At 31.9% G+C, this 21642-nt stretch carries 18 protein-coding genes and 2 riboswitches; of the genes, 1 reads left to right on the forward strand and 17 read right to left on the reverse strand.

Annotated elements, in window-relative coordinates:
- Window positions 1-15 precede the first annotated feature (15 nt).
- From B5D41_RS00250 to B5D41_RS00325, 16 genes are all read right to left on the reverse strand, one after another.
- Window positions 16-1482, reverse strand: a complete 1467-nt coding sequence (locus B5D41_RS00250) for a trimethylamine methyltransferase family protein (RefSeq protein ID WP_078808591.1) — start codon at window positions 1480-1482, stop codon at window positions 16-18.
- Window positions 1483-1542: 60 nt separating this feature from the next.
- The gene (locus tag B5D41_RS00255) at window positions 1543-2175 is read right to left on the reverse strand and encodes a corrinoid protein (protein WP_078808592.1); all 633 of its coding nucleotides are present in this window, start codon (window positions 2173-2175) and stop codon (window positions 1543-1545) included.
- Window positions 2176-2629: 454 nt separating this feature from the next.
- The gene (locus B5D41_RS00260) at window positions 2630-4045 is read right to left on the reverse strand and encodes a trimethylamine methyltransferase family protein (protein WP_078808593.1); all 1416 of its coding nucleotides are present in this window, start codon (window positions 4043-4045) and stop codon (window positions 2630-2632) included.
- A gap of 358 nt (window positions 4046-4403) precedes the next feature.
- Complete coding sequence (locus B5D41_RS00265; protein WP_078808594.1) at window positions 4404-6230, reverse strand: sigma-54-dependent Fis family transcriptional regulator; 1827 nt, start codon at window positions 6228-6230, stop codon at window positions 4404-4406.
- A gap of 296 nt (window positions 6231-6526) precedes the next feature.
- Complete coding sequence (gene lpdA, locus B5D41_RS00270) at window positions 6527-7903, reverse strand: dihydrolipoyl dehydrogenase (RefSeq protein WP_078808595.1); 1377 nt, start codon at window positions 7901-7903, stop codon at window positions 6527-6529.
- 25 nt (window positions 7904-7928) lie between these two features.
- Entirely contained in the window at window positions 7929-8756 is an 828-nt protein-coding gene (locus B5D41_RS00275) for a lipoate--protein ligase family protein (protein WP_078808596.1), read from the reverse strand.
- Complete coding sequence (locus B5D41_RS00280; protein WP_078808597.1) at window positions 8749-9711, reverse strand: LipS2 family lipoyl synthase; 963 nt, start codon at window positions 9709-9711, stop codon at window positions 8749-8751. The genes B5D41_RS00275 and B5D41_RS00280 overlap by 8 nt, the downstream gene beginning before the upstream one ends.
- The gene (locus tag B5D41_RS00285) at window positions 9708-10589 is read right to left on the reverse strand and encodes a LipS1 family lipoyl synthase (RefSeq protein ID WP_078808598.1); all 882 of its coding nucleotides are present in this window, start codon (window positions 10587-10589) and stop codon (window positions 9708-9710) included. Before B5D41_RS00285 ends, B5D41_RS00280 begins: the two co-directional genes overlap by 4 nt.
- On the reverse strand, window positions 10571-12031 hold the full coding sequence (gcvPB, locus tag B5D41_RS00290) for an aminomethyl-transferring glycine dehydrogenase subunit GcvPB (protein ID WP_078808599.1): 1461 nt from the start codon (window positions 12029-12031) through the stop codon (window positions 10571-10573). The genes B5D41_RS00285 and gcvPB overlap by 19 nt, the downstream gene beginning before the upstream one ends.
- A 1-nt stretch (window position 12032) precedes the next feature.
- Window positions 12033-13376, reverse strand: a complete 1344-nt coding sequence (gcvPA, locus tag B5D41_RS00295) for an aminomethyl-transferring glycine dehydrogenase subunit GcvPA (RefSeq protein ID WP_078808600.1) — start codon at window positions 13374-13376, stop codon at window positions 12033-12035.
- A gap of 5 nt (window positions 13377-13381) precedes the next feature.
- On the reverse strand, window positions 13382-13768 hold the full coding sequence (gcvH, locus tag B5D41_RS00300) for a glycine cleavage system protein GcvH (RefSeq protein ID WP_078808601.1): 387 nt from the start codon (window positions 13766-13768) through the stop codon (window positions 13382-13384).
- Window positions 13769-13820: 52 nt separating this feature from the next.
- Entirely contained in the window at window positions 13821-14924 is a 1104-nt protein-coding gene (gene gcvT / locus B5D41_RS00305) for a glycine cleavage system aminomethyltransferase GcvT (protein WP_078808602.1), read from the reverse strand.
- A gap of 195 nt (window positions 14925-15119) precedes the next feature.
- Window positions 15120-15221: riboswitch (glycine riboswitch) on the reverse strand.
- Window positions 15222-15527: 306 nt separating this feature from the next.
- Window positions 15528-15629: riboswitch (glycine riboswitch) on the reverse strand.
- Window positions 15630-15793: 164 nt separating this feature from the next.
- Window positions 15794-16435, reverse strand: a complete 642-nt coding sequence (locus tag B5D41_RS00310; RefSeq protein WP_234983851.1) for a uracil-DNA glycosylase family protein — start codon at window positions 16433-16435, stop codon at window positions 15794-15796.
- Between the two features lie 228 nt (window positions 16436-16663).
- A complete protein-coding gene (locus tag B5D41_RS00315) occupies window positions 16664-17851 on the reverse strand; it encodes a PAS domain-containing sensor histidine kinase (RefSeq protein ID WP_159442859.1) in 1188 nt (395 codons plus the stop codon).
- Window positions 17852-18016: 165 nt separating this feature from the next.
- Complete coding sequence (locus tag B5D41_RS00320; protein WP_143555620.1) at window positions 18017-18352, reverse strand: hypothetical protein; 336 nt, start codon at window positions 18350-18352, stop codon at window positions 18017-18019.
- Between the two features lie 206 nt (window positions 18353-18558).
- Complete coding sequence (locus B5D41_RS00325; protein WP_078808606.1) at window positions 18559-20619, reverse strand: thioredoxin domain-containing protein; 2061 nt, start codon at window positions 20617-20619, stop codon at window positions 18559-18561.
- Window positions 20620-20811: 192 nt separating this feature from the next.
- On the opposite strand from B5D41_RS00325, the gene B5D41_RS00330 reads away from it, so the two are divergent.
- Window positions 20812-20985: a YgaP family membrane protein gene (locus tag B5D41_RS00330; RefSeq protein ID WP_078808607.1), complete on the forward strand. Its 174-nt coding sequence runs from the start codon at window positions 20812-20814 to the stop codon at window positions 20983-20985.
- An 85-nt stretch (window positions 20986-21070) separates the two neighbouring features.
- Here B5D41_RS00330 and B5D41_RS00335 read toward each other — a convergent pair whose 3' ends face one another.
- Window positions 21071-21631: a hemerythrin domain-containing protein gene (locus B5D41_RS00335; RefSeq protein WP_078808608.1), complete on the reverse strand. Its 561-nt coding sequence runs from the start codon at window positions 21629-21631 to the stop codon at window positions 21071-21073.
- Window positions 21632-21642: the final 11 nt, after the last annotated feature.

The following is a 21642-nucleotide window of genomic DNA, read 5'->3' on the forward strand; positions in this document are numbered from 1 at the left end:
GGTTTATTATTCTGGTCAAATATCTAAATTACTTTCTGCTCTCTTAACTATATCATCTAATTTTTGAACAGTATCCTGTGGTAATGGCTCAGGATCATAATTTTCAAGAATTTCAATAACCTTATCATTGGCCCGATCAGTAAGAGTCTTTTCTCCATCATTTACCCACTCACCATACCGCTTTCGTTGGAATAAATCTGGATACCAAGTCTCCTCCTTAAAATGTTCCATTGTATGTTCATGACTAAGGAAATGTCCACCTGGCCCTACTTCATCAATAACATCAAGTGCTAATGTTTCTTCGGTAACTTCAATCCCATCAACTACTCTTCGAGCCATGCCAATTAAATCATCAGCTACTGCTAAATTCTCTAAACAACCAGCATTACCATGTTCAATATAACCTACATCATGATTTAAATTAGCCCCTGATTGAGCAGTCATTAAAATAGAAATTGCATCCTCAATTGCTGCCTGTTCATCTACAACTTTAGAATCTGTACAACCACAAGTACCAAACATTGGAATCCCTAAATAATGAGCCATATCAGCTAAAGCTGCCTGCATTAAATCAAATTCTGGAGCACCATAAGAGAAAATTGTAGTGTCCATGTCCATAATTGTAAATACTCCACCCATAATGAATGGATTTCCTTCATTAGTTAATTGGTTAAGAACTAATCCACTTAAACTCTCTGCTAAACCGTTAGCCATAGCTCCAGCTAAAGTTGCTGGAACAGTTCCCCCTGCCATGATACATGGTGTATAAACAACAGGTAATGACTTCTTACCAGCTAATACTAATTTATTAGAAGCATCATTATCATGCTGTAATGGAGAAATCGGTTCTGCATAAAGAGTCATGAATGGCTTTTGTCTTAATTCTTCTTCTCCTCCGGCAACAATTTCACACATCTCAATAATATCAGCATAACCATCAACATCAGTTGCTGTAGTAACGATCGGTTTAGATGTATTTAATATCTGAGCTCGAAATTGGTATCTATCATAAATTGGCTGTGGTACATCTTGAACAATTCCTAAAGACATTACGAAATCTAAATTAGGCAAAGCATCTATTACTTTAGTAGCCATCTTTACTGTTTCCTCACTAGCTTTGATTCTTTCTTGAGTATAAGGATCAATAAAGTAAGGAGTATCAGACCCTGTTCCAAAATATGCATTACTTCCTTCTAATCTTAATACTGGTTCTTTGGTTCTACTATTATATAAAGTTACCCTAGATGGTACACTTCTTAATGCCTTTTCAACTAATCTACTTGGAATCCGTACTCGATTTCCATCTACATAACATCCAGCATCATCTAGAGTTTCAAGAGCTTCATCATAATGGTACACAACTCCAGTTCGTTCTAAAACCTCCATAGCAGCTGATAAAATTTCTTGACATTGATCTTCACTTAATACCTCTAAGACTGTTGAAGCATTAGCCTTAAAATTACTGCTTGTCACCTTTTCCATAAACTCATCTCTCCTTTCACAGAATATCTATCATCAATTTAGCTTAATTAATTAGGATAATTAACCAATTAATTCTAAAGCTTGATCTTTAGCTGAAGCAGCATCCGGAGACCAACCATCTGCATTAATTTCTTCAGCAAAATCCGGAGTTACAGGAGCCCCTCCTACAATAATTTTTAGTGAGTTCCTTAATCCTTCTTCTTCTAATAACTCAATTGTATTCTGCATTTCTAACATTGTTGTTGTTAATAAAGCACTCATTCCTAATACATTTGGTTCATGCTCTTTTACAGCTTCTACGAATTCTTCTGGATCAACATCTGTTCCTAAATCAATAACGTCTAAGCTAGCACTCTCCATCATCATCCCAACTAAGTTTTTACCGATATCATGTAAATCACCAGCAACTGTTCCTAATAACACCTTTCCTTTAGAAGATGTCTCCCCATCAGTTAGTAATGGATTCACTAACTCTACTCCACTCTTCATTGCTTTAGCTGCCATCATTACTTCTGGTACAAACATATCTCCATCTTTAAACCTCTGGCCAACAACAGACATTCCTGCAATTAAACCATTATTAATAATCTTCTTTGGCTCTAATCCATCATCTATTGCCTCTTGAGTAAGACCAACTACTCTATCAACCTCACCAGCAATTACACCATCGCTTAACTTCTCAAAATCTGACATTATTTTTCCTCCTTTTTAATTTATTAATTTTCATTCATTTTAATCATAATTAAGTTTACTTTTAAGTAAATCACCTCCTAATTAACTCTAATACTAAAATTAGGCAATTTAATCAATATCACAATCAGATAAAAAATCATTATTGGCTTCACTATAATACAAATGCAACACTCATGCCAAATATTGAGTAATCATGATTATAATTAGTATTTTTACCATCAACCACCATATAATAGGAATTAAAACTATATTTTTTTAATATGAATTATTTATTTCTTTCTAAAAAGTCAGAATATTTTTGATATATTATCTAACTTTGAGATTTTTTTAAAATAATCATCTATGAATCCTTATATCTCAATAGTTATAGACTAATTCTCATTTTGATATTTCATCTCAAAATGAGAATTAGAAAAGCAGCCCGAATAAATCGGACTGCTTAACCTTTAATTAATTATATACTTTCCATATAATTAATTAACTTCTGTTCAATATCAGAATTTAATTCTGGAGCTTCAAAACCCTTTACAATTGACTTCCATTTTTTATTAGCTCGTTCAACGGCAGGAATCAAATCATCGTCTGATTTATAACCAGCTCTTGTACTCAAAATAGGATCTCTAAAATCTCTCATATGTTCCATAGTATGAGGTGATGACAAGTAATGCCCTCCATGCCCCACATTTTTAATCACTTCTTTAGCAACTGTATCCTCATTGACCTCAATACCTGCTTGGTAATTAGTTATCATCCCTAAGATTTCATTATCAATAATAAATTTTTCATAAGACATGGTCATATAGTTTTCTAAGAGTCCAACAGAATGTAATACAAAGTTCAATCCATGATTAATTGTAGACATAAACATCATCATCGATTCATATCCCGCCTGTGCATCGGCCATAATAGAGTCAGTAATAGACCCACCAGCTCGACAAGGTAATCCATAATATCTAGATAATTGAGCAGTTGCTCCTACAAATTTAGCATATTCCGGGCTCCCTACGGCTAAATTAGCTGTTCTCATATCAGTAATAGTTGTAGCAGAACCATAAACCACAGGGGTACCAGGATTAATCATCTGTGCTAAAACAATCCCAGCTAATACTTCTACATTCTGTAAGGTAAGAGTTCCTGCTATGGACATAGGTCCAGTAGAACCAGCCATAATTAAAGAAGCAATCACAACCGCTTGATTATATTTAGCATGTTCTATTAATGAATCTAACATCCTATGGTCATACTTTAATGGACTAGTCGTATTTATTAAAGTAATTACTATAGGTTTATCATCTATGATCTCATCTTCACCAAAAAGCATACTAGCCATTTTAAAACAATCCCGTGCTTTCTTCTTACCTAAAGCGCTTCCCATTAGACATTTATCTGAATATTTAGCTCCTGCATAGAGCATTTTAGCATGTCTTTTTTCATCCGGAATATCTGTCGGTTCTACCAAAACTCCACCTACTATATCAATGTGGTCACTAGCGGAAGCTAACTTTGTGAAATTTAAATAATCCTCAAAAGTTGAATTTCTTCTCCCAGTGTCTAAATCGGTTACAAACGGTGCTCCATAACCTGGAGCTATTACTGAATTATCATCACCAATTATCACATTATTAGCTGGATTTCTAGCATTTAATGTAAATGATTCCGGAGCTTTTTTTAAAGCACTTTCAATGATATCCTGTGATAAATAAACGCGATTTCCGTCAACCTTAGCACCATTTTTTTCAAAAATATCTCGTGCTTCTTCATGTAAAACTTCTATTCCTGTCTTTTTTAATAAATCCATTGATGCCTCATGAATCATCTCTACATCTTCACTTGACAAAATCTCTTGAACTGAAACCTTTTGTTTAATCATATTTTTCCTCCTTTTTATATAATGCAGTCTAATTGTCAATAAAATCCTTTTCAATAATGTAATATGGTAGAATTAAATCATAATTTAATTATTCTGTTCTCTATTAACTTTATATGCAATTTCTATACCAAACTTAATGAGATATGCTTTTTTATTATAATTTATTAAATAAGTGGTTAATTAAAGGAAATATCCTTTCAAAAACGATAAATTAGCTTAATATAATTAACAAAGACATCTCAATATGAGATGTCTTTGTTAATCAATCTTTATTAAACCCTATTACATTAGGGTTTAAATGCATTTTATATTTTTGAGAATTTATTTCATAATGAGAATCATCTACAATAATAAATACCTATGATAATTCTTTTATCTGCTTAGCCTCAATATCAATATGGGTAGAATCAATATCAAATTTTTTAATCTTCCGATATAAAGTAGCTCTACTAATTCCTAATGCTTTAGCTGCTCTCTTTTTAGCTTTACCACTTGTGCCAAATTCTTTTAATGCTTCAATTATGGCTTTCTGTTCTAATTCACTAATAGTAGGAATTATAGAATTATCTTCGAATTCAAAAGAGGTTTCATTTTCTATAATTCGATCTGGGAAGCTCTCTTTAGTAATATAATTTGAAGTTTCAAGATTGACGGCATATTCAATAGTATTTTCTAATTCTCGCACATTCCCTGGCCATGAATAATTAAGCAATTCCTTTTTTGCTGTTTTAGTAAAATCAATTATATCTTTTTGCAATGTTTGAGTATATTCTTTTAAGAATAAGTGTAGTAAAAGGGTAATATCTTCTTTCCTTTTACGTAAAGGAGGGATATAAAATGGAATAACATTTAATCTATAAAATAAATCTTTTCTGAAATCACCTTCTTGAACCATCTCTTCTAAGTTATGATGTGTAGCAGCAAGAATTCTTACATCAACATCAGTCGACTCTACTCCACCTACTCTTTCTATCTTTTTAGTCTCTATTACCTTTAGTAATTTAACTTGAAAATGAGTAGGCATATCTCCAATTTCATCTAAAAATATGGTACCTTTATGAGCTAATTCAAATTTACCAGGCTTTCCACCTTTTTTAGCCCCTGTAAATGCTCCTTCTTCATAACCAAACAATTCTGATTCTAATAAAGACTCTGGAATAGCTGCGCAGTTAACTTCAATAAAAGATTCATCACGTCTATCACTTTCTTCATGAATAGCTTTTGCAAACATACTTTTTCCTGTTCCACTTTCACCACGAATTAAAACGGTAGAATCAGTATGTGCAACCCTTTGCATATCATCTTTAATTTTTGTAATCTCTTCACTAGTACCTTTGATATTATCAAAGGTAAATTGATTATCTTTAGCAATGATCTTATTAGCTAATTTTTTTATCTCATCTAATTCTCTAAAAGATATAGTGGCTCCTGCTCTCTTATTATCATTTTCAATTAAAGTTATATTAGAGATTAAAGTCATTTTTTTATTCTCTTGTCTATATTTGATTCTAGTTTCTAAATAATTACCTTCGTTCATATTATTTAAAACTTCATCTAGATCAAAATCAGAAAATAAAATACTAATATCTTTTCCAATCTGCTCCTTTCCAATTTTCAGTATCTCTTTAGCTGATTGATTAATATGCGTAATCTGTTGCTGATCATTGATTGCAATGATACCTTCATGTACTGAATTAATTACCGCTTTAAATTTGTTAGCCATAACTATTACTTGGCTCTTCATCGCTTTTTCACCTAAAGTATTAGTAATGAATTCTGCTACTTTTCGTAAAAAAGTAATTAATTTTAAACGATTACTAATTAAGTTTTTTTGTTGTTCTTGATTGAAAGCCATTAAAGATAATGAACCTATAACTTCACTAGAATATACAATTGGACACATAATAACTGCCCAAACAGGACAACTCTCTCTATCATCACATTCCTCACATAAATCACTAGATTTAGAATCTTCTACTACTAATGCTTTTTGATCAGGATCAGATATAAGTTTCCTTGTCATAGAACCTGGTCCATATTGTGTATTTATCTCCTCTTGATATCGTCCAGTACCTGCTAAAACCTCTAATGCATCATCAATTACAGCAACTTCATAATCTAACACCGGCGCAAATGCTTCAGCTACCTGCTGAATAAATTCTTCTACATCCCTTAAATTAACCATTTAAAGCCTCCTTTTAAAATTATAAAACCTCATAAGTAAGAGTTTAAATGTAATTGCTGTAATTTGTTATAATATTCAGAATTATATATAGAAAAAATTGAGTGACCAGATCTGATCACTCAATTTGTAAATAATTCTGCAGATAATTTCGATGATTAAATAATTTCAATGATTAAAATTAGTAAACAAGTATATAAAGTAATCAGGTTTAGCTACTAAATTACATACCTTTTATTTCTATAACTAAATGAAATCTCCTGCATATTATTTATTATTTTTATATAATTTCCCATCATTTAGCCATGAATAGCTGTTCCCATTGTATCTTCAGCCGCCTCTAATACTGCTTCAGCTAATGTAGGATGAGCATGAATCATATCTGTCAATTCTTCTACAGTTAACCCAGATTTAATTGCTAATGCTATCTCATGAATTAAATCTGAAGCGTGAGGACCAACAATATGGCCTCCTAAAATAGTTTCATCCTTAGCATTCATAATAATTTTTACTAATCCTTGAGTTTCATTAAGGGTTACAGCCTTACCATTCCCTTTAAAGAAAAACTTACCAACTTCTATTTCAATATCAGCCTCTTCAGCTTCTTGAGTATTTAGGCCGACACTTGCTACTTCCGGATGAGTAAAGATAGTATTTGGTACTACCCGATAGTCCATCTCTTGCTTTTCATCTAAAATATTCTCCACTGCTACCATCCCTTGCTTAGAAGCAACATGGGCCAATTGGATCTCATCTGTCACATCACCAATAGCATAAATTCCTTCAACAGCGGTTTCTAAATACTCATTAACTTCAATAACTCCATTTGCTGTTTCTAAGCCAATAGCATCTAAATTTAGACCTTCAGTGTAAGGCTTTCTACCAATAGCTACTAAAGCCATATCAGCCTCAATTGAATCTCTATCTCCAATAATCGCTTCAATTCCTTCTTCATCAGTCTTTATTTCCTGAATTTCAGTTTCTAGATTAGTCTTAATTCTAGCTCTTTTAAAAGCCCGAGCTAAATTTTTACTAATCTCTTCATCTTCAGTTGGTAATAATCTAGACATTACATCTACAACAGTTATCTTAACGCCTACTGTAGCAAAAATAGAAGCAAATTCACATCCGATTACTCCAGCTCCTATAATTAAAAGACTCTCTGGTAATTCTTCTAATTCTAAAAGTTCTTTACTAGTCACTACCTTATCTCCATCATAATTAAAGGCCGGTACTACCCTTGGTTGAGATCCAGTAGCAATAATTACATTCTTTGCTTTTACTTCAGACACTTCATCGTTATCGGAAATTTCTAATAAATTCTTTTCTTTAAAAGAAGCAGTTCCAGAAACAAAATCAATATCATTCTTCTTAATTAAGTATTCAATACCTTTAACTAATTGACTAACCTTGCGGTCTTTATTTTTAGCCACATTTGACCAATCAATTTCAAAATCATTAACTTTTATTCCAAATCTTCTAGCTCCTTTAATATTTCTGACAACATCACAACTAGCGGTCAATGCTTTAGTCGGAATACAGCCTCGATTTAAACAAGTTCCACCTAAATCTTCTTTTTCGACTAAACAGACATCAGCCCCTAATTGGGCCGCTTTAATAGCCGCTACATAACCACCAGGTCCTCCCCCAACAACTGCAATATCATATTCTTTCATACTCTATCCCTCCTAGTAAACTATTCTATCTCTTAAAGTTCCAATCTTGACTACTATACTTTTCTGCTGCCAACTTTTTAGCTAAACTTAATTCTTTTTCCGTTAATTGTCCTTCTTCTAAAATAATGTCCATTCCTTCTTCCATACCTTTCTTAAAAGCAATAGATAATTCCTTTAAAGTAAAGCTTTGACCTATAGCCTCTTGAATAGTAGTTGCCTTTTTAGCAAAGATCTTTTTGAACCTTTCTTTTCTTCGGTCAGATTTAAATTTAAGAGTATCCATTAATTTATCAACGTCTTGAGTATTTAGAATAGAACCATGCTGTAAGATAACTCCATCTCGTCTAGTTTGAGCACTTCCTACCAGCTTCTTACCATCTACAGAAATCTCATACCACGAAGGAGCATCAAAGCAGGCAGCACTTTGACTACCTGATTTCTTCTTTTTATCTGCTAAAGAAACCATCTTAGCCTCTATACCCAATTCTTGTAATCCTGCTAATAATCCTTGACTAATTATCTTATAAGATTCAATAATAGAATCTGGCAAAAAATTAAGTTCTTCCGAAATTACTAAACTATAAGTCAATTCATCATCATGAAGCACTGCTCTACCACCGGTCAATCGCCGAACAATATCTACTCCTCTTTCTTTGCAGCCCTCTATATCAATCTCTTTTTCTAAACTTTGAAAGTAACCTAGTGAAACAGCTGCTGGATCCCAACCATAAAATCTGATTGTAGGTGGAACATCTCCTGCTTTTACAGACTTTAATATGGCTTCATCTAAAGCCATATTCATATCTCCAGTAGAATAACCGGTATTCAATAATCTCCATTTCATCTTAGCCATCTATAGTCACCAACTTACTCTCTTTAATAGCTTCTTTTATTTCTTTAGATCTTAATTTTCGTGGATAATTATAAATAGTCCCCCCTGGTTTTTCATTATAATAGGGTCGGTTACAATCAGGACATCCAACCGTTTCAAAAGCTTCACCAGTAGATAATATTTCTAAAAGTTTTGCATCAGTCGCTTCTACTCTTATTAACCTATTATTCTCAAAACCAAAATCATTCTTTTTAAAACCATACTTATTAATTAAATAATTAGCAATTTGGATTCGACGATACTTATCTATTTCTGGTCGAGGATGATCAACTAACTTTGTTCCTGGTAAAGGCGTAAAGGCAAAAATAGCAATCCCAACTTTTAATTTCTTTAATTCTAATAATAGCTCTATTACTTCCTTTTCACTTTCACCTAGGCCAATAATTATATGAGTAGAAATCTTTCCAGGAAACCTCTTAGCTGCTGCAGTCAATAAATTATACTTCTTTTGATAAGTACCACCTTTAATCTTTGTATGCTCCTTAGGATTAATTACATCAAGGGAAATATTAACCTTGTCTGCACCTGAATCTAAAAGTTTATTAATTTCATCTAAAGAATTAATATTCTTAGAAACACAAACAGGTAATTCAACTTTAGAATTCATTTTTTCTAAAAGACTTGGCAATAATTCCTTCACTGCTTTATTATTTACTACCTGAATACATGTTCGCTTTAACTTATCATCCTCTGCTGCTTGGTCTAAGTTTGCAACTATATTATTAATCTCATACTCCTGCCATCTAATTCTTGATAGATTATCTTTATTAGCATCACTAGTAATAGCTTGAGAACAAAATCCACAACTATTCTTACAACCTTCACCAGCCATTAAGTATGCGGTAGTAGGAGGAGCATCCGTCTTTAATCTCTTTAGACCTAATACATTGGCTGTTCCTGCTGATAATTTAATCATAATACACAACACTCCTCTCCCTTTTCGATCGTAAGTCCCAGTTCTTCTGCTTTTTTAACTCCAAAGCTAGTAGGCACTACTAACTTATTGACTCCAGCTTCTACTGCATAGTAATCTAATTCAGCCCGATATCTACCTTTTGGCCGCATACAGCCTAAGTGGATAGGGATTTCTGGAAACTTAATTCTGGCCATAGTTAGTAATTCTATTACTTCTTCTAAAGGAGGTGGAGTACAATCGGCATATTCAGTATCTTTAGTAGGAATAAATACAATGAAAACTAATCCATCTGCTCCTAATTCTTCTAAAACCTCCAAAGCCTCATACTCTCCCGCAAGCTCTCCTCCTTTTAAACCAATACAGATATGAGGAAGTACTTTTACTTCTTTTTTTAATTTTTGATAAGTATTTATATAATCCTCCACACTTCTATCTAAACCATATACTTCTTGAATAGTCTCTTGATCAGCTATAAAATCAAAAGAGACAACATCGGCTAATTGACTAATTTCTGCTATTTCTTCTTCTTCCACTAATCCTACATGCATATTAGTTCTTTTATTATCAGCAATTTCCTTTAATTCATCTAAATTTTTAGTAAGATTAACTTTTCCATTTGGGTCACATCCACCACTAATTAAGCAACTTTTAACATCTTCTTGGCTTTGAACTTGAAATTCCTCTAAAGAATCCATATGTTTTAAATAATGCCCTCCACAATGGGCACAATCCAGGCTGCACTCATTACCAGTTAAACTAATTGGTTTTGTTTTACTCGGATATTCAAATTTAATAAAAGAAGGGAAGTTCCTACAACGAACTTCCCAAGCTTCTTTTAACTTATTTTGTAAACTAGAACTTATTTCTCTGACTTCCATCTTACCTGCGGCTTTCTTGCAGCAGTAGTTTCATCTAATCTACCTACTACAGTATTATGTGGGGCCGCCTGAACTCTTTCTGGATCTTCTTTAGCTTCTTTAGCAATCTTCTTCATAACATCTATAAATTGATCTAAGCTTTCCTTATTCTCTGTCTCTGTTGGCTCTATCATTAATGCTTCATGAACAATTAATGGGAAGTAGATAGTTGGTGGATGTACACCAAAGTCTAATAATCTTTTTGCTATATCTAATGTAGCAACTCCATTTTCCTTTTGATGATCACCTGAAAACACAAATTCATGTTTACAGACTCTATCATAAGGTAATTTATAATCATCTTTTAGTTTTTCTTTTAAATAGTTAGCATTTAACACTGCATCTTCACTGACACTTTTTACCCCTTCAGCACCTAAGGCTAATAAGTAAGCATAAGCTTTAACTGCCACTCCGAAGTTACCATAATAAGATCTAACCTTACCTATTGAATCTGGCATATCATAATTAAATGAATAATCACTGCCGTCTTTTTCAACTAAAGGCTTTGGTAAGAACTTAGCTAATTCTTCTGTAACTCCTACTGGACCAGAGCCTGGACCTCCTCCACCGTGAGGAGTACCAAATGTCTTATGAAGATTAAGATGGACTACATCAAAGCCCATATCTCCTGGTCGAGCTTTACCCATGATTGCATTCATATTAGCACCATCATAATAAAGCAAGCCACCAACATCATGAACTATTTCTGCCATCTCTAAGATATCTTCTTCAAATAATCCTAATGTATTAGGATTAGTTAACATTAATCCGGCTGTCTTTTCACTAACTGATTCTTTTAAGGCATCTATATCTACTAATCCTTTATCATTAGATTCCACTTCTACTACTTTAAAACCAACCATAGAAGCACTTGCTGGGTTAGTACCGTGAGCTGAATCTGGAACGATTACTTCTGTCTTTTCATCGGCTCCAATTTTTCTTAAGTATTCTTTAATAATCATTAAACCGGTTAATTCACCATGAGCTCCAGCTGCTGGTTGCATAGTAAACCGATCCATCCCGGTAATTTCAGATAACTTATGCTCTAAGTCATAAATTAGTTCTAAATTTCCTTGTACCATATCTTCAGACTGTAGAGGGTGAGTACTAGTAAAGCCTGGATACCTTACTACATCTTCATTTACTTTAGCATTATACTTCATTGTACAAGAACCTAGAGGGTAGAAGCCATTATCTACTCCATGATTTCTAGTCGATAACTCTGTAAAGTGTCGAACTGCTTCTAATTCGCTAACTTCTGGCAATTCAGGGGCTTCATCACGCAGATATTCTTCAGGAATTTGATCTTCCACATTCACTTCCGCAAACTCATCTTCAGGAAGAGAGTAACCAACTCTATTTTCTTTACCTAATTCAAAAATTAATTCTTTCTCTCTTCTCATTTTATATCCCCTCCAATCCTTGTACTAGCTCATCAATTTCCTCTTTAGTTCTCTTTTCAGTTACAGCTAGCAACATAGTATTCTTTAATTCAGAATAATCTTTTCCTAAATCAAAACCGCCTACAATCTTATCATTTAACAATTCATCATTAATTAGAGAAACAGGCTTTGTAGTTTTAATAGCAAATTCTTTAAAAAACGGCCCATCAAATGCTAATTCATAACCATCTAATTCTGTAATTCTTTCAGCAGCATAATGAGCTTTCTTTAAAGACATCTCTGCTACTTGCTTTAAACCTTGCTTACCTAAGGCAGTCATATATACTGTAGCTGCTAGAGCATTTAAAGCCTGATTAGAACAGATATTAGAAGTTGCTCTTTCCCGACGAATATGTTGTTCTCTTGTTTGTAAAGTTAGAACATAACCTTTATTACCTTCATCATCTACTGTTTCACCAACAATCCGTCCTGGCATTCTACGCATATTTCTTTTAGTAGTAGCGAAGAAACCAAAATGTGGTCCTCCAAAATTAAGATTATTTCCTAAACTTTGTCCTTCACCGACTACAATATCAGCTCCAAGATTACCAGGAGCTTCTAAAAGAGCTAAAGAAATCGGATCAGTAGCTACTACGAATTGAGCATCAACTTCATGAACAATGTCAGATAATTTGGCTACATCTTCTAATTGTCCAAAGAAGTTAGGACTTTGAATAATTACAGCAGCAGTTTCTTCACTAATTGTATCTTTTAACTGCTCTATATCAATAATTCCTTCTGTAAAATCTACTTCTTTTATTGTTAAATCAGCGGCATTACCATAAGTATCTAATACTTCTCTATTTTCTGGACTAACAGTAGTAGAAACAACGATTTCTTTTCTTCTACGCTTAATAGCCGTAGACATTAAAGCTGCTTCAGCTACAGCACTAGCTCCATCATACATAGAAGCATTAGCTACATCTAATCCCGTTAATTCACAGATCATTGTTTGATATTCAAAAATAGCCTGTAAGTATCCTTGACTAATCTCTGGCTGATAAGGAGTATAAGCAGTATAGAATTCAGATCTTAATAAAATATGATCTACTACACTAGGAACATAATGATCATAAACACCTGCTCCTAAGAAAGATGTATATTCTGTCATATCTTCATTTTTATCGCTTAGCCTTTTCATTCTTCTCTTAATTCCTAGTTCTGAAAGAGGCGCCTCCAAATTAAGTTCTTGATTTAATTGAACATCTCTTGGAATATCTGTAAATAATTTATCTATCGACTCAACTCCAACTCCTGCCAACAGCTCTTTTCTATCTTCTTCAGTATGGGGTAGATAAGGAAACATTAGGTTTATTCCTCCTCTTCTTCACAGAATTTTTCATAATCTTCTGCATTCATTAAATCATCTAATTCTCCTTCATCTGACAACTCAATAGCTATCATCCAAGCTTTATATGGATTTCCGTTTACCTTTTCAGGTGCATCTTGTAGTTCTTCATTAACCTCTAAAATCTCTCCACTTACTGGAATATATAAATCTGACACAGCCTTAACAGATTCAATAACCCCTGCAGGATCACCAGCTTCATACTCATCTCCTTCAAATGGTAATTCTACAAATACAATGTCTCCTAAAGCCTCCTGTGCATAATCAGCAACTCCAACATAAGCCTTGCCATCTTCTACCTTTACCCACTCATGATCCTCAGTATAATATAATTCATCTAAAATTTCCATTTTCTTATCCCTCCATTTTTATTTTAAATTTAATTAAGCAAAGTTAATAACTTTACTTGTCACGCTTATACAATGGTAATTCTATCACTTTAACCTTACACTCTCTTCTTCTAATCTGCACCTTAAGCTCATTACCTACTTCAGCGTATTCTGTTTTAACATAACCTAACCCTACATTTTTATCCAAGGTTGGGGCATAAGAACCAGTAGTTATTTCACCAATCTCTTCTTCACCCTTTAATAATGCATATCCTTCTCGTGGAATCCCACGATCAATCATTTCTATACCAACTAATTTACGTTCATATCCATTCTCTTCAATCTCTTGTAAAGCCTTTTGGCCGATAAATTCTACATCTTTATCTAGGGCTACAAAATATCCTAACCCAGCCTCCAATGGATTTTTATCTTTACCTATTTCATGACCATATAAAGGAAGTGTAGCTTCAAAACGCAAAGTATCTCTAGCTCCTAGACCAACTGGTATAACATCTTGATCTTCTCCAGTTTTTAAAATTGCATCCCAAACTTGTTTAATATCTTCATTAGCAGTATATATTTCAAAACCATCCTCACCAGTATATCCAGTACGAGATACTATGACCTCCACTCCTGCTATCTTTACACCATCTTCGAACCAAAAATATTTAATATTACTTAAATCAAAATCAGTCAATTCTTGAAGCACTTCTTCAGCCAATGGCCCTTGAAAGGCTACTTCTGCCACTTCAGTAGATTGATTAATAATTTCTACTCCCTCTTCTTCATGCTCCTTAATCCATTCATAATCCTTATCTATATTGGAGGCATTAACTACTAATAAAAACTCTTCATCATTATAACGATAAACTAACAGGTCATCTACAACTCCTCCATCTGAATAGCACATCATAGTATACTGAACCTGATTATCTTCTATTGTAGATAAGTCATTAATTAGTAACTTTTGTAGAAATGTTAGAGCATTACTACCAGTAACTCTAATCTCTCCCATATGAGAAACATCAAAAAGTCCTGCTTGATTTCTAACTGCCTTATGTTCATCAATTACTCCACTATACTGAACCGGCATATTCCAACCACCAAATTCAACCATTTTTCCACCTAAATCAACATGTTTTTGATAAAGTGGAGTCTTCTTTACATTATCACTCATTTGTTAACTCCCTCCTTTTTTAATTTTAAATTATTATTATTTTACTCCCCCTTTTTATATTATCCTCATCTTTATATTATTTATAAAATTCAAATAATTACAACATTATTAAATAATAAAAACAGAGGAGAGATAAGCTAGCATAGCTAACTTTAAACTCTCCTCTGTCCTAATCAAAGTGATCAGTCCAAAGTCCGTCCTCTTAAGGTCCTGGTGCCTGAGAGTTTAAGAAAATTCTGTCTTCCTTGCCCCTTCGGCGTCTAATCATGCTGACTAGACCTCTCCCTTAAGATTCATCCGGTCTATAAACTAATATAATTCTAAATTTTAATAGAGTATTCTATTCTACCATATAAACAATATTATTATACTTAATTATTCCACTTTTTATGACATAATTCCTGCATCATTTATTAATTTTTTTAATTATATTTAATTCTATGGTTATTATTTTATACTCACTTAATATTTATAACTTACTTATTAATTATTATTCCAATCCATGAACTATATTAAAGTAATAAAAAACAGAGGAGAGATAAGCTAGTATAACTAACTTTAAACTCTCCTCTGTCCTAATCAAATTAATCAGTCCAAAGTCCCGTCCTCTTTAAGGTCCTAGTGCCTGAGAGTTTAAGAAGATTCTGTCTTCCTTGCCCCTTCGGCGTCTAGTCATACTGACTAGCTCTCTCCCTTAAGATTCATCCAGGATTTATTCTTTTATTATACTGATATTCAAAATAATTTAATATTATTCCTACTTAATTAAAAATAATTATACATTTTATTCTTTACGACCTATCTTTTTCCTATATTATTATTTCATGATTAATTTAATAATCCCTTCATTTTTTCTAAAAAATTTAATTTTATTTAATACCCATTTCTTTCAAAATGATTTTTAATTTATTCATTGTTTTATAGCGGCTCCACTGATTAAAAGAAGGATGGGGAATTTCTGAAATAATTCCCTTCTCTTGAATAACTCCATTTGAATTTTTAATTAAATCTAAATAAGTGGCTGCTAGTTTACCACAAGGAACTAAATACTTAAGCTGAGGTATGCTTTTTATTTGATTAACTAATCTTTCTTTAAAGTCAGTTAATATGATCTTCTTTATTTGATTCCAATCTTGATTTCTATGTTCTTTTGTTTTGTAATTAACTCTCAATTTCTCTAGAACCTCTCCTACTTCTTTATCTTCAACAGTTAAATCATAACCTTTAAGTCCACCTAATTGCATAGGTGCTGGTGATACATTTAATAATCCAAAATTCTTTATATTATTATATTCTTTTTGATGCTTTTTAGGTTGGCCAACAATCTTCCCAAAAGCATCATCTTTATCATCCCCATAAATAAATTTAGTCATTTCTAATCCTGAATTACCAGCTACAGGATAACCATATTTAATCTCCTGAGTATGAGGTGATTCAAGAATAAATAATACAGTAGTTTCCTGGTAAACAACATCTTCTACTTCATATTTTTTAAAATAACACTTTGCCATATTAGCTATATTTTCCATGTTATCTCTTTATCGGAAATTAATGTCTAACTCCGATAAAAATTCCTCCCTTCTTAATGAAACTTCTATAAATAACTTTCGACAAATAAACAAGTTTTCCTTAAATAAATTTTATTTTTTCGATTGAGTTACAGTTATTATAAATTTTAATTACTGGAATTTAGTTAGATGATTCCAGTGATTTTTTCTATATTTTTTTAAGAAATTTATTTAAGAATATATATCTGAAAACTCTATATTAACTTTATCTATAAGATGTTTTTCAATTTGGTGATTATCACCTTGAGGTAACTTCTCATTAGGTAATTTTACAATAAATCTACTTCCCTTACCTAATTCACTTTCTACTTTTATACTGCCACCATGCATCTCAACAAGTGACTTAACAATGAATAAACCTATTCCACTTCCTTCACTATTTCTTGTAAAAGATTTATCTACTTGTCCAAATCGTTTAAATATTATCTCTTGTTTTTCCTCTAGGATACCAATCCCTGTATCCTTAACTTCAATTACTACATAATCATCTGTTTCATATGTTTTCACTAATATTTCATCATCTTCTTCAGTAAATTTTATCGCATTTGAAATTAAATTTAATATAATTCTTTCTAAATTAAAGAAATCACAAGCAATTATCTTTTCTTTTAATTCTGAATCATATTTTAATTCTCTATTTATTTCTTTTGCATATGACTCAACCGATAAAACTATTTTTTTAATTAAATCTACTACATCATGATTTTCTAAATTTAATTCCAAAGCATCAGATTCTATTTTATTAATATCAACTAAATTATTTATCAATTTCAATAGCCTATAGCTATTTTGCTTAATAACATTTAAATATCTGTCACTTTTCTCATCTTTATCTATCTTTAAATTCTTATTTAAATGTAAATTTAACATTTGTAATCCAGAGAATATTAAATTTAATGGAGTTTTAAACTCATGTGATAGATTAGCAAAAAACTCATTCTTTAATTTACTATACTTTAATTCTTCTTGTAACTGTTTTCTTTCTGTTATATTTAAACCAATCTTAAAAAAACCTATTACTTTATCTTGATTATTCCTCATGGGATATATTCTCTGTAAAAATATCTCTCCCTGATAATTTGTACGCTTCCCTTCCTCAATTTTACCTGTTTCTTGTGCTTGTTCTACTATACATCCTTCACAGATATCGTCTCGATTATGTAATGCTTTATAACAATATTCACCTTTAATTTCATCTAGTGATAAATCATATTTATCTAACATTGTTTGATTAGCCCATATTATTCTATAATTTATATCCTTATAGACAACAAGGTCATGTAGACTATCTAATACTCCGGCCCAATTCTTACTAAAGTCAACTTCTTGGTCAACTAATCTTTGTAGTAAGTCTTCCACTCCTATCCCACCTTTTTGCAATTAATAAATCATAACGTTAAGATTTGGGTTTCAATATATAACATATTACTATATAATATTATACATTGTATATAAAAAATACTTTTTATGTAATATTTTTGTAAAAAAGTAAGTTGGTTATCCATTTAGAAGATGGGGGTGAAATCACGATTCTAAATTCCAATATTTAACTAATTTATCTACAATCTCTTTTGCATCTGGAGGACAACCTAATACATTATCCTTAGCCATTTTAGTACAATTTCCTATTCCTAAGCTAGCCACTGCTTCTTTTTGAAAACCCTGTCCAATATAAATAGAATCATATTTTTTAGGTAACCCATACTTTTCATCAATTCGTTGCAAAGCATGAACTAAACTACCAAAACAAGCAGAACAAGCCTCATCTTCTTCAATATATCTAGTTATATTAGCAACCTTTTGGGCACCAGAATCTGCAAAATCCATAGTTTTATTTTTATCTATTTCTAATTCCCCCACTTATGTAAGTCTTAGTCATATCATCTTTTCATTTAATTCTAAATCCATATTTTCTAATAACTTATATGCCATCTCTTTACCATTAGCACCAAACAGGTTATAAATCTCCCGCATCTATTTCCCTCCTAATACAACATTTAGCTTCAATTGTTTATATTCTAGTAAACAATTATACCATAAATATTTGACTTCTTAAAATAGTCTCATTAACTATTAATCCTTTTTACAAACTTTTGAATATCAGTAATAGGTGCTTCACAAGCATAATTTTCACAGATATAAGCTGTTGGCAAATCTCTAATTGATTCTTGATCTGCTACAAATGGTACTAACTCTGATAATTTCTCATTTTCATTTTCAGTATTTAATATAGTAACTGTAAATGGAGTAAACTTCTTTCTTAAACCATCTAACATTTTTTTAGTATTAGCATGGTCACGTTCACCAGTAATTACAATTTCCTTGCCATTATTTTGGATGAATAATAAAGCTGATAAGAAATAAGTATAAGCAGTTGGATTCTGTTTAACTTTCCCGCTAAAGAACTTAAACTGTTCTTCAGCTTTCTTATCTAATTCTTCATCTCCTAGCAATTTAGCTAAACGCAATAAATTTAGAGTAGCTACAGAATTGCCCGATGGTGTTGCTCCATCATAAATCTCTTTAGGACGAGTAATTAATTCTTCGCTATCTTCACCATAAAAATAGAGGCCACCATGCTCTTCATCCCAAAAATAATTTAACATATCTTGATTCAATTCTTTAGCCATCTTAAGATATTTAGTCTTAAAGCTAACTTCATAGAGTTCAATTAACCCCCAAACCAAATAAGCATAATCATCAACATATCCTAAATAAGCAGCTTCTCCTTCACGATATCGTGCTAACAATCGACCATCTTCACGTCTTAGATTTTTTGAAATAAAGTCTACTGCTCTTTCGGCAACTTCCTGATACTTTTTATCATCCAACACTTGGGCAGCTGTTGCCATGGCAGCAATCATTAATCCATTCCAAGAAGTTAAAATCTTATCATCTTTATGTGGGTGAACCCTTTCTTCTCTGGCTTCAAATAATTTTTGTCGTTGTTGAGCAAATTCTTTATCTATTGCTATCTTACCTCGCTTATTTCCTATCAAATTAAGAATACTCTTTCCCTCAAAATTACCTTCTGAAGTAATATTATAAAGTTCACAGAACCTTGTTCCCTCTTTTTCTCCTAATACTGACTTTACTTCCTCCGGTGTCCAAACATAAAATTTACCTTCTTCTCCTTCAGAATCAGCATCTTCTGCAGAGTAAAAACCACCTTCTGGTGAAGTCATATCACGCATTATATAATCTAAAGTTTCCTTTGCTATTTGAGCATAATCTTTTTTATTAGTAATCTGATATAATTCAAGATAAGCTATAACTAATAAAGCATTATCATATAACATTTTTTCAAAATGGGGTGCTAACCACTTTCTATCAGTCGAATATCGAGAGAATCCATAACCTATATGATCGTAAATTCCACCTCTCCACATGCTATCTAACGTTTTTTGGACCACTTGTAATGCTTCATGATCACCGATTAATTTCCAATATCGTAATAGAAACATCAAGTTATGAGGTGTAGGGAATTTTGGAGAAGTTCCAAAACCACCATGTTTATTATCAAAGTTTGCTTTTAATCGTTTAAAAGTATCATAAACTAAATCATGAATTTCTTTTTTAGAAAGAGTTCCTGTAACATGGGAATCACTTCTTTTTTGTAATACATTCAATATTTTCTCGCTAGAATCTATAAGATCTTGCCTATCATTCATCCAAGCCCGTTGAATCTTATTTAAAATTTCTAATAAACCTCGCCGTCCTCTTCGAGACTTTTTTGGAAAATAAGTTCCAGCAAAGAAAGGCTTCTTAGCAGGATCCATAATGATTGTTAAAGGCCATCCTCCTCTACCAGTTAAAGTCTGACAAACAGCCATATAAATATTATCAACATCCGGTCTCTCTTCTCTATCTACTTTAATTGATATGAAATTTTCATTTAAAACTTCAGCTACTTCCTCATCTTCAAAAGATTCACGTTCCATCACATGACACCAATGACAGGTTGAATAACCTATTGATAGAAAAATTGGCTTATCTTCTTCCTTAGCTCTCTTAAATGCGTCTTTTCCCCATGGATACCAATCAACTGGATTGTAAACATGCTGTAAAAGATAGGGGCTTTTTTCATTTATTAAATGGTTTGGATTACGATTCTGATTCTTTATCATAATTAAATTACCTCCTATGTTAATAATATTCCTATTTAAATTATGACACTTTTCTTGCTCTCTTATTAATATTACTCTAATTAATTAAAATAGAGATTAATTTTAGTGTTTACTTTCGAGTAGAAATATAAGTATAAATATAATTTTAAGGGGTGATAATAAAATTAAACATGAAGGTAAAGGGGGCAAAACATGGAAATCTCATTTAAGAGGAATATTGGATCAATTGATAGAGTAATTCGCATGATTATTGGCCTTACTTTAATTGCCAGTGGATTTTTAGGTTTATTTGAAAGTAATTTAATAGCAACTCTAGCTTATTTATTAGGTCTAAGTCAAATTATTGAATCCATATTAGGATACTGACTAGTCTACGATATTTTAGGTTGGTCAACCTATCGAAAAGAAAATATTTAAACAAAAAAGTCTTCCTTCTATGGAAGACTCAAATTTAATCATTATTTATTTGAGATTCTAATTTATCTATTAAATTAATATATTTATCTTGAACCCCTTTATCTTTAGCATTTTCTTCAATCACTTTACATTCTTTTCCTATCTCATCTAAAGATTCTTTACTTAAATTCTCTTTTCCATAATTATAGACAATATTATTCTCCTTAAATATATGTCTATTAAGCAAATCAGCATAACAAATAGCATTGGCAATTATATCAATTTTTGATTCTTCATCTCCATCTTTAACTGCTTTTAATGCTTGTTCTAAGTTATTAATAAAGTATCTGCCAAAATCATGCTCTGAATGCATGGCAGCAATTGTAATCTCTTCTACATCCTTTTCTAATTCGCCCGCCATTCTTTCAAATAAAATATCTTCTTCTTTACCATGATGATGATTATCAGCATAATTTCTAACAAAATCTATAATATCGTAAAATGCTTCAAAATCAACATCACCGGTATTTAATATATTAATACATAACTTACGAGCCACTACTAATACTCTTTTTATATTATCATGTTCCTTTACTAATAAATCTATTGCTTGCAAATTATTTTCCC

Origin of the sequence: Selenihalanaerobacter shriftii, from assembly GCF_900167185.1 — a bacterium.
In the GTDB taxonomy this organism is placed as follows: Bacteria; Bacillota; Halanaerobiia; order Halobacteroidales; family Acetohalobiaceae; genus Selenihalanaerobacter; species Selenihalanaerobacter shriftii.